This is a genomic window from Roseibium sp., from assembly GCF_025698965.1.
In the GTDB taxonomy this organism is placed as follows: Bacteria; Pseudomonadota; Alphaproteobacteria; order Rhizobiales; family Stappiaceae; genus Roseibium.
In genome coordinates this window covers 1-9833 of the sequence record NZ_JAILWL010000239.1, presented here as the reverse complement: position 1 = coordinate 9833, position 9833 = coordinate 1, and the positions used below count along the sequence as shown (strand labels likewise).

Genomic DNA, 9833 nt, shown 5'->3' with positions numbered 1-9833 from the left:
GGCTCGTTCACTCTGACCAGTGGCATTCTCGACCGGGAACCCGTCTTGAAAGGAAGCGGGGCCGCAATCTGCAACGGTGCCCTGGCCGGTTTCGTGGCAGCCGCCGCGATAGACATGCCGCGCGGCATCCGGGTGAATGTGGTGAGCCCGGGCCTTCTGGATGTTTCGGCCGCCCGCTATGGTGCAATGTTCCCCGGCCATGATCCCGTTTCGTCAAGACGAGTCGGACTTGCCTATGCAAGGTGCGTTGAAGGTGCAGGGACGGGGCAAGTGGTGACGGTGGACTGAGTAGGGGCTTTGCGAAGATGCTCTGGATCTTTGGGTCGGGCAATGCCCGACCCAACTGCCCTTTTGACGGCACTTTGTGCCTTGCATTCGCAGGCGTTCGCCCCTTCAATTGATCACGCGAAGCGTGACCGGGGCTCACTCATCCATCTTCAGCGCCTGAATGAAGGCTTCTTGCGGAATTTCGACCTTGCCGAACTGGCGCATCTTCTTCTTGCCCGCTTTCTGCTTTTCAAGAAGTTTGCGTTTACGGGTGGCGTCACCGCCGTAACATTTGGCGGTCACGTCCTTACGCAGGGCTGCAATGGTCTCGCGCGCGATCACGCGGCCGCCGAGGGCTGCCTGGATCGGGATCTTGAACATGTGCCGTGGGATCAGGTCTTTCAGCTTCTCGCACATTGCCCGACCACGCCGTTCAGCCTGGCTGCGGTGCACCAACACGGAAAGAGCATCAACGGGTTCTTCGTTCACCAGGATCGACATTTTGACGAGATCGCCCGCCCGATAGTCGGAGATCTGGTAGTCGAAAGAAGCGTAGCCCTTGGAGATCGACTTCAGCCGATCGTAGAAATCAAACACGACTTCGTTAAGCGGCAGGTCGTAGGACACCATGGCGCGCGACCCGACATAAGACAGGTCCACCTGAATGCCGCGTCGCTCCTGGCAGAGTTTTAGAATGCTGCCGAGATATTCGTCCGGCGTCATGATGGTTGCGCGGATCCAGGGTTCGCGGATTTCGGAAATCTTCACCACATCCGGCATGTCGGCCGGATTGTGCAACTCGACATCCGATCCATCTGTCAGGGTCATCTGATAGACAACTGAAGGCGCGGTTGCGATCAGGTCGAGATTGAACTCGCGGTAAAGGCGTTCCTGAATGATTTCCAGGTGCAGCAGGCCAAGAAAACCACAACGAAAGCCGAAACCGAGCGCCGCCGAAGTTTCCATTTCGTAAGAGAAGCTGGCGTCGTTGAGCCTAAGTTTGCCCATCGCGGCGCGCAGGTCTTCAAAGTCATTGGCATCCACAGGGAACAGACCGCAGAACACGACCGGCTGGGCCGGTTTGAAGCCCGGCAACGGTTCCGAGCACGGTTTCTTGTCAAGCGTGATGGTGTCCCCAACGCGGGTGTCAGCCACTTCCTTGATGGACCCGGTGATCACGCCGATCTCACCGGCGCGCAGCTCGTCCACCTGAATGAACTTCGGGGTCATGACGCCGACCCGGTCAATGTCATAGGACGCGCCAGTGCCCATCATCTTGATCTTCTGCCCCTTTTTCAAAGAGCCGTTGATCACCCGCACGAGAACCATCACACCGAGATAGGTGTCGTACCAACTGTCGACCAGCATCGCCTTCAGCGTGTCGTCCGGATCGCCTTTCGGTGCCGGCAGTTTCTCAACTATGGCTTCCAGGACATCTTCTATGCCCAGACCGGTCTTGGCGGAAATCATGCAGGCGTCGGAAGCGTCGATGCCGATGACATCCTCAATCTGTTCCTTGATCCGGTCCGGCTCGGCAGCGGGAAGGTCGATCTTGTTCAGGACAGTGACGATTTCATGGTCGTTGTCGATGGCCTGGTAAACGTTCGCCAGCGTTTGCGCTTCGACGCCTTGAGACGCATCCACCACAAGCAGCGAGCCCTCGCACGCGGCCAGCGACCGGGAAACCTCGTAGGCAAAATCCACGTGGCCCGGCGTGTCGATCAGGTTCAGCGTATATTGCTGACCGTCCTTGGCATTATAAATCAGCCGGACCGTCTGCGCCTTGATCGTGATGCCGCGCTCACGCTCGATATCCATGCTATCGAGAACCTGTTCGGTCATTTCGCGGTCGGTCATCGTGCCGGTCATCTGAATCAGGCGGTCGGCCAGCGTCGACTTGCCATGATCGATATGGGCCACGATGGAAAAATTGCGGATGTTGGAAAGCGTCTTCGTCGTCATGGCCGCCCGTTTACCACCGCAATTCGATTTCGCCTAGAGGAATGCGTGTGTCTGGGCAGGAAATCTAGTGGTTTTTGAAGGGCTCGCGGTGAGAAACTTGCCCAACCCGTCGGTGCAGCGCTTTGAGCCTCGATCAAACAAGGGGGATATAGTAATTTTTACCAAGGTAAAAAGGCCGTCGAAGCGCGCTGCGCAGTGTGGTAGCAATAAACTCCATCACTTGGACATGAGATTTATATGATTATCCGCAACGCAGAACCACGCGACATCCCTGCGATTCTGTCGATTTATAATCACGCTGTCCGGGAGACGACAGCGGCCTGGACGTCTCGGGAAGAGACTTTGGATGACCGCTTGACCTGGTACGAAGCCAGAATGAGCCAGGGCCTGCCGGTTCTGGTTGCAGCCGGTGCGCAAGAAGAGATTTTGGGATTTGCCAGTTTCGGCGCCTTTCGCGCCAAGGAAGGCTACAGGCTGACTGCCGAACATACGCTCTACGTGGATCCGACGGTTCAGCGGCAGGGGATAGGCAGGAAACTGCTGCTCCGGCTCATGGATATCGCACACGAGCACGACATTCACGTTCTGGTCGGTGTGGTGGATGGAGATAATAATGCCTCTATCAAGCTTCATGAGGGGCTCGGATTTGAGAAAACCGGTCATCTGCCGCAGGTCGGCACAAAATTCGGCCGCTGGCTCGATCTCGTATTCCTGACGAAAGTGCTGAAACCGATGGAACCTCCGAAGCCTTAGGCCGCGTCCGAAGCCAATTCGTCCACACGGCCTAGAGAACATGCAAGGGAACTTCAGTTCGCCGTCAGAACGGTTCGGCAGGCCTTCGGCAGAGCGGCGAGCGCCATAGGACGTTTCTTGACGACTTTGCCGGGTTTTTTGGGCTTCTTTGGCACCCATGGTTCATCGGACAGCCAGTAGGTCAGGTTCTGGCCGCAGCCATCGCCCGGTGGCGGCGGGTTCTGGTTTTTGCAGCCGGCACTTCCCGCCGGGCAGGCGAGCCTGACATGGAAATGATAGTGGTGTCCCCACCAGGGCCGGACTTTGCGCAGCCAGGCGCGGTTCTTGCTTTTTTCAAATTTGCAAAGCGCTTTCTTGATCGTCGGGTTGACGAATATGCGCGCTACCCGCTTGTCCGATGCCGCCCGGCGGATCAGTCTCGCGTGGGTATCTGTCCATTTTTGCGGATCAACCCTGCGATCCGCGCCTTTGACATCCAGCGGACCGATCAGCATTGAAATGGCGGAGATTTCTTCGCGTTCTTCCCGGCTAAGTCGACGGTTCGGCATTTCGGTCAGCCAGATATCGGCGTCAAGACCGATCTGGTGACTGGCGTGTCCAGATAGCATAGGACCACCGCGCGGCTGTGCCAGATCACCGACCAGGAGCCCGTTCCAGCCGACCTTGGGTGCATCGGCTGCAAGGTCTTGCAGATAATCGATCAGTTCCGGGTGACCCCAGTTGCGATTGCGCGAAAGCCGCATTGCCTGCCAGGTCGGTCCATCGGTTGGCAATGCGGCACCACCGGCCAAACACCCTTTGGCGTAGGAGCCGATAGACCGTGCCTTCAGCGGCGCAGGGCCGTCTGCTGCCCCGAAATAGTCTTTCGCCGGGAGCTGTGAATGAAGCACCACTTTGGGTTTGGCAGCAACATATCCGTCCGGCACAGACCGCTTCTTCGTCGGGACCGGAACACCGGCAATTATCTTTGTACTCGGTTGCGTGTCCTGGGAAACAGAACTTTCCGGCTTTGCCTTTGGTGATACAGCGGGAGATTGTGACACTGTCAGCAATGTTGCCAGCAATCCGACCGCGCTGGCCAGTGAGATCTTACCGATCGGCAGCACGGCTATCCGAGCTGTTTTTCTGCGCTGGGTCACTTGGGAACCTCGTGCATCAATGCCTGAAAGAGCCGCTCCGGAGAAGACTCCGGCAGCGGTCTCATTTCCTTGGGGTACGGCCCCAAGCTTTAGGCAGCATGCACTAAATTTGGTGTTTCCGCATCCATTTCCGTGGGATCGACATGGGCTTTCAACATGTCCGCGAGCTCGTCGAGCAAAACCGTGTTGTCCCGAATCACACGATCCGCAGCACCGTTCAGCGCAATGATGTTACCCGGACGGGCATTGTCCATGTCTTCAGCCTCGGACACCAGGGTCGCGTCGAGGCGGTAATAGCTGACATTGGGCAATTCGCGAAACAGGTGCTCTGCCTGATAGGCCGCGGTTTGCGATTGACCGTCGGCGAAAATCGACAGGATCGGCACGCCTCTGGACGGTTGCATCCAGCCGAGCGCACCCCAGCCTACCGCTTCCCTGTACGGGAAGGGGCGCTCGGGTGCTCGGCCTGTGCCCAGGGAAATGATGACGATTTCTTCCTGATCCCAGCCAAGTTTGCGCGCTTCCAGATAGGCAGCGGTTGCCGGATCGTTCATGAACACTCCGCCATCGACCATGGCTTCATCCCGTTTTCGGGTGAGGTTCTCAATTCTGGCCGGTTCGAAATAGGAGGGCGCTGCGGTCGTCGCGCGCACTGCCTGCCAGAAATAATAGTCGTCCGGACGACTGCCGTCCTCTTCAAGCCCGTTGGTCATGAACACGGCCTTGCGCTGTTCAATGTCATAGGCGGTCAGAACCAGTCTTGTCAGGCCGCTTGCCATCGAAGTCCAGCCGAACCGTTCCTTCAGGAGTTTTTCCAACGGGCGGGCATCATAGGTCTCGTCAAAAAGGCCGAGCGGATTGGTCACGGCGCGTGCAAAACGTGCCGAGATCGAATTCCTGAAGATGTCCCTGGCTTCGCGCTCGTAAAAGGCGCGCAGTTCGGCAATCGTCGCCGCGGCTTCTCCGGTGGAGCCGCCCGGCCGGGGAGCGCTCAATCCGGCAGCAATCAGGCCTCCGGTGGAGGTTCCGGCCATCAGGTCGAAAACTTCGTGCATTGGCACGTTGACGCCGCGCTGCACAAGGCGGCTCTCGAGTGTTTCAAGGATGCGCAACGGAATCAGGCCGCGGACACCGCCGCCATCAATAGAGAGAATAAAACGTTTTGTTTGGGCCATGGTACGTCCCCGGGGTGGTCAATCAGGAAGGGGCAGCATGTGTTGGCTGAAATTGCGTCACACGCTTATATAAGTTGTCCCCAAATGTTTGCGATCAATTGCGTCACTGCAATGGCAATAGCGAAAAGATAGGGTCGATTTTTCCAATTTGGAGAGCAAGCGGTTAATCCATTTGCTTGAAAGCGGTTCATTTCGCGCTCTTTACGGTAATTCAATTGCACAATTTGCATCTGCACTCTTTATCCGGAGTTTGATTTCGGCATAGGATCGCTCCGGATTTTTACCACCTCAACAGGATGTTCCATGAATATCGAACTTCTTCGCCGCCTTTGCGAAACTCCAGGCGTGCCCGGGCATGAGCACCGCGTGCGCGAGCTGATCCAGGCCGAAATCAAGGATCTGTTCGACGATGTCTCGGTTGATGCGATGGGATCGCTGTTGTGCCGGCGCGACAGCCGTAAGGCACCCAAAAAGGGATCCCCGAAAAAGGTAATGCTGTTGTGTCACATGGATGAGATCGGCTTTCTGGTCTCCCATGTCACCGACAAGGGCTTCCTGCATGTTCAGCCGGTCGGTGGCTTTGATGCGCGCAATCTTTTTTCGCGGCGTGTTCTGGTATCCACCGATGAGGGCGAATTCAAAGGGGTGATGAACCCGGGTGGCAAGCCCATCCATATCTCTTCTCCCGAAGAGCGGAAAAAGATTCCCGAGCCGAAGGATTTCGTCATCGACCTGGGACTGGGTGAAAAGGCCAAGGACGTCGTCAAGGTTGGGGACATGGTCACCATGGACGAACCGCTGATCGAGATCGGCGACAAGGTGGTCTCGAAAGCACTCGACAACCGTATTGCCTGCTGGTTGGGGATCGAGGCAATCAAAGGTCTCGGAAAATCCAGGCACGAATGTGAAATCCATGTCGCCTTCACTTGCCAGGAAGAAGTTGGTTTGCGCGGCGCCCGCACCGCTTCCTTTGCGATCAAGCCGGATATCGGACTTGGCGTGGACACTACCCTGGCCTGCGACACACCGGGCGTTCCGGAGCAGGACCGCACGACCGTTCAGGGCGAAGGCTTTGGTCTGCACGTCAAGGATTCCAGCTTCATTGCCGACCGGGACCTGGTCAAAGAGATCGAAGCCATTGCCGAAAAGGAAAAGATTCCTTTCCAGCGCACGATGCTGGCAGCTGGTGGCCAGGACGGAGCCGCGGCGCAACAGGCAGCGGCCGGTGCCAAGGCCGTCGGGGTCGTGGTCGGCACCAGATACATCCACACGGTCACCGAAATGATCCACAAATCGGACCTGCAGGCGGCTCTCGATATTCTTGTGGCCTATCTCAAGAAGGCCTGATCTGGGTGCTGAAAACGAAAAAAGGGGAGCCTGCGCTCCCCTTTGTATTTTTAGTTGTAGCCGTTTAGGCGATCAGGCTCGCCAGGTTGGAAACCTGTTCACCTGTTCCGGCATAGAGCTCGCTGACTGATGCGCTCTGGTAGCTGAACGAACCGTTGTCGAAGTCACCTTCAATCGTCGACGCGCTTGCCGAACGGACAGAAAGACCGGTTTCACTGTTGAACGAAACGCGCTCATAAGAAACGAATTGCGCGGAAATTGTCTCGCCGCCGATTTCCGCTTCTATCGTCGTTGTGGAAATGGTCGCGCTTTCATAGGCGACGGAAGCCGAAGGGCCACCGGTGTCTTCTTCGCCAAGAGCCGCTTTCAGCTTGCCGGCCGTTTTCTGGTAGTCCTCGACAGTCGCCAATGCGCCGTCTTTGTCCTCGTCGTCGCTTTTGCCTGATTTGCCTTTTTCGACCGCAGCCTGCAGCGCGGCAATCACGACCGCGTCTTTTTCAGCCTTCTCGCTTGCGGCGTCCAGAACAGAAAGGGCGGGGGCTTTGTGATGTCCGTTGCGCTGCCCGATCTCGTGCCCATGACCATGACCCTTGCCTTTGGGACCATCAGAACCATGGTTTGAAAAGGACGCCGAGAAGAGACTTGTGCTCTGGCTGGTGGTCTCAACGGAAATCTGCATGTGCTTGGATCCTGGCACTTCCGGACCTTCTGGTCCGTCATAGGTTCTCCCAGCATTGTGCAATTTGGTTAACAGGCGCTTAACCAATGACCCTGCAGGTCGGGGCGTGTCCGCTATTTCGAGAAGGCGTTCCCCAGAAACCTGCCTCCCAGAACCATACCCCGCTCATCAATCGAATGACCGAGGCCTTCAAGCTTGTGAACCTTTGCGGTTATCCCGGCCCGGGCAAATGCGGTTTGGGCCGCGTCCGCATGATAGTCCTGGACAACGTCGTCTTCTCTGCCGTGAACAATCAGGACAGGACTTTCCGAAGCGACACCGTCCAACTCGTCGGCACCGGGCAACAAGCCCGAATAGCCGATGATTGCAGCCGGCGAGGTCCCGCGGCGCAAACCGCATTGAAATGCCATCATGGCACCCTGGCTGAAACCGACGAGCGCAAGCGAGCGCTCGTCCAATGCCAGCTTTTCAAGTTCTGCATCCAGAAATCGGTCCAGCAGCGGCTGCGCAGCTTCAGCACCGATCCTGTACTCTGTAGGCGAACGCTCGTTCAAGGCAAACCATTGACGGCCGCCCAATGCCTCAAAGGGAAGGCGGTCCGGTGCGTCCGGCGCCACGATAGCAGCGTCCGGAAGCTGCCCCTGCCACGCACGGCCAAGGTCGATCAGATCAGTGCCGTCCGCGCCATATCCATGAAGGATCACTATTAGCTGGCGCGCAGGTTTGCCAGAAGCCGGGGCCAGCCTCGGTCCCTGAAGAGAAGACGAAATAGGCATCGTTGTTGTTTTACTCGGCTGGTGTTTCGCGGTCTGCCGATTTTTGTACCACAGTGACCTTTTCCTGGAGACGCATGAAGGGAAGGGCAATCAGCATCGAGGCCAGGATCAAAACCCAGGCAAGCGCAAATGGTGCGCCGGGGAAGGAAATGGCGGCATCGGGACCTGAAAAATGGGAAAATACCTGTGTCATCACAAACGGACTGACCACCATCGACAAGCCTGCGGCACTGGCAATGAGGCCTTGCAGTTCGCCTTGAGCATTGTCCGGTATGCGGTTTGACATCAATCCGGTGAAAGCTGGTGTCGCCAATGCCCCCAATGCGGCGAATGAAACCATCGCGTAGACCTGCCAACCGGAAAAGGCGAATGACAGTCCGGCAAAAGCCAGAAGGTTTGCGCTCAACCCGGCCATCAGCGTCCGGCCCGGTCCGAGCTTCGGTTCCAGCACGCGGATCAGGTAGCCTTGAACGAAGGCAAAGCCGATCCCGACAAAGGCCAGCGATAGGCCGATATCCCCCGGTGTCCAGGCGAAGACTTCTTCCACATAATAGCTCCAGACCGCGGGATAGACGTAATGGGCAATGTCGAACAGGAAGACCGCAAGCAACAGGGTGCGGACTGCCGGGTACTCGGAAATCTGTTTCAGCGCTCCCAGCGGATTGGCTCGCTTCCAGTCAAAAGCGCGCTTGTTTTCTTGCGTGAGCGTCTCCGGCAACACGAAAAAACCAAACAGGAAATTGACAAAGGACAGCGCGGCAGCAGCATAGAAGGGGGCGCGAGGACCGAATTCTCCCAGGAAACCACCGATCATCGGGCCGAGAACGAAGCCGACGCCGAAGCCCGCACCGACGAGGCCGAAATTCTTGGCCCTATCCTCCTTGGAGGACACATCGGCGATATAGGCGGAGGCAGCTGAAAAGGTTGCTCCTGCGACACCGGAAAGAACTCGGCCAACAAACAGCACCGCAAGATGCCACGACAGCGCCATGATCAGGTAATCGACGGCCATGGTGAACATTGAAACAAGCAGGACAGGACGACGGCCGAACCGATCGGAAAGATTGCCAAGTGTAGGTCCGAAGCCAAACTGCATCAACGCATAGACCACACTCAGGGCACCGCCCCAGCGCGCCGCATCGCTCACCGGAAGAGCCGTCAATTCCGTCAGGAGTGACGGCATGACCGGCATCATCAGGCCGATGCCCATGGAGTTGATAATCAGCGTCACCAGAATGAAACCGAGCGCGCTGCGTTTTGAAGTCCCGGACCGCAAACTGTCTTCCTGATAAGTTGAAACCCGGAGCACGTCAGAAGTGCTCTGGCCGGTGTCCCTCACCGGGTTGGGCGTGGTTATTAAACCAGTTACTCTGCGGCCACCAGTGCGGGCTGTTCCCATTGGCCCTTTTCAATTTCGGTAATCTGCTTTTCGATCTGGGCCGTGACAAAGCGGGAGAACGGACCCAGGTGCACGTATAGCGCCAGCATCATCATCACTGGCTTTATCGCCCGAAAATTGGTGAATGCCGTTTTGATCAGCGTTTTCCAGAAGGGAGCGCGATAGGTCGTGTCCTTAAAGGTCATCGCCAATATCAGGCGACCGAACAACTTGATGTCATGAAAGAAACCGGCCCCGAAAATCGATCCATTGGCTCCGCGCATATTGAGCATTTTGGCGACTTTCTGAACCCGCCCAAAATAGGCTTCTGGCCCGTAGACCTGTTCGATGACGGTC

The 9833-nt window shown here is 57.1% G+C and carries 9 protein-coding genes and 1 pseudogene; 3 read left to right on the top strand and 7 right to left on the bottom strand.

Translation table 11 applies throughout. The features are described from left to right. A pseudogene (locus tag K5905_RS18820) lies at positions 1-288 on the top strand (short chain dehydrogenase); the annotation flags it as partial. Positions 289-423: 135 nt separating this feature from the next. Here K5905_RS18820 and lepA read toward each other — a convergent pair. After that, positions 424-2229 carry a translation elongation factor 4 gene (gene lepA, locus K5905_RS18815; RefSeq protein WP_297586577.1) on the bottom strand — a complete coding sequence of 602 codons (1806 nt, stop codon included), beginning with the start codon at positions 2227-2229 and terminating at the stop codon, positions 424-426. Positions 2230-2466: 237 nt separating this feature from the next. Here lepA and K5905_RS18810 point away from each other — a divergent pair, with 237 nt between their 5' ends. Further along, complete coding sequence (locus tag K5905_RS18810; RefSeq protein ID WP_297586576.1) at positions 2467-2982, top strand: GNAT family N-acetyltransferase; 516 nt, start codon at positions 2467-2469, stop codon at positions 2980-2982. A 53-nt stretch (positions 2983-3035) separates the two neighbouring features. Here the strand turns inward: K5905_RS18810 and mepA are convergent, their stop codons facing one another. Beyond that, positions 3036-3908: a penicillin-insensitive murein endopeptidase gene (mepA, locus tag K5905_RS18805; protein WP_297586580.1), complete on the bottom strand. Its 873-nt coding sequence runs from the start codon at positions 3906-3908 to the stop codon at positions 3036-3038. Between the two features lie 302 nt (positions 3909-4210). Next, complete coding sequence (locus K5905_RS18800) at positions 4211-5296, bottom strand: patatin-like phospholipase family protein (RefSeq protein ID WP_297586575.1); 1086 nt, start codon at positions 5294-5296, stop codon at positions 4211-4213. A 303-nt stretch (positions 5297-5599) separates the two neighbouring features. Between K5905_RS18800 and K5905_RS18795 the strand changes: the two genes are divergently transcribed. Then, positions 5600-6643: a M20/M25/M40 family metallo-hydrolase gene (locus K5905_RS18795; protein ID WP_297586574.1), complete on the top strand. Its 1044-nt coding sequence runs from the start codon at positions 5600-5602 to the stop codon at positions 6641-6643. A gap of 64 nt (positions 6644-6707) precedes the next feature. Here K5905_RS18795 and K5905_RS18790 read toward each other — a convergent pair whose 3' ends face one another. From K5905_RS18790 to K5905_RS18775, 4 genes are all read right to left on the bottom strand, one after another. Next, positions 6708-7322 carry a hypothetical protein gene (locus tag K5905_RS18790; RefSeq protein WP_297586572.1) on the bottom strand — a complete coding sequence of 205 codons (615 nt, stop codon included), beginning with the start codon at positions 7320-7322 and terminating at the stop codon, positions 6708-6710. 113 nt (positions 7323-7435) lie between these two features. After that, positions 7436-8098 carry a dienelactone hydrolase family protein gene (locus tag K5905_RS18785; protein ID WP_297586570.1) on the bottom strand — a complete coding sequence of 221 codons (663 nt, stop codon included), beginning with the start codon at positions 8096-8098 and terminating at the stop codon, positions 7436-7438. A 10-nt stretch (positions 8099-8108) separates the two neighbouring features. Continuing rightward, complete coding sequence (locus K5905_RS18780; protein WP_297586578.1) at positions 8109-9374, bottom strand: TCR/Tet family MFS transporter; 1266 nt, start codon at positions 9372-9374, stop codon at positions 8109-8111. 89 nt (positions 9375-9463) lie between these two features. After that, on the bottom strand, positions 9464-9833 hold a 370-nt coding region (locus K5905_RS18775; RefSeq protein ID WP_297586568.1), incomplete at its 5' end, for a DUF4070 domain-containing protein.

What these genes read in the sequence shown, in the direction of transcription:
- K5905_RS18810 (WP_297586576.1), top strand. Translation starts at nt 2,467, where the DNA reads ATGATTATCCGCAACGCAGAACCACGCGACATCCCTGCGATTCTGTCG.
- lepA (WP_297586577.1), bottom strand. Translation starts at nt 2,229, where the DNA reads ATGACGACGAAGACGCTTTCCAACATCCGCAATTTTTCCATCGTGGCC.
- K5905_RS18790 (WP_297586572.1), bottom strand. Translation starts at nt 7,322, where the DNA reads ATGCAGATTTCCGTTGAGACCACCAGCCAGAGCACAAGTCTCTTCTCG.
- K5905_RS18800 (WP_297586575.1), bottom strand. Translation starts at nt 5,296, where the DNA reads ATGGCCCAAACAAAACGTTTTATTCTCTCTATTGATGGCGGCGGTGTC.
- K5905_RS18785 (WP_297586570.1), bottom strand. Translation starts at nt 8,098, where the DNA reads ATGCCTATTTCGTCTTCTCTTCAGGGACCGAGGCTGGCCCCGGCTTCT.
- K5905_RS18795 (WP_297586574.1), top strand. Translation starts at nt 5,600, where the DNA reads ATGAATATCGAACTTCTTCGCCGCCTTTGCGAAACTCCAGGCGTGCCC.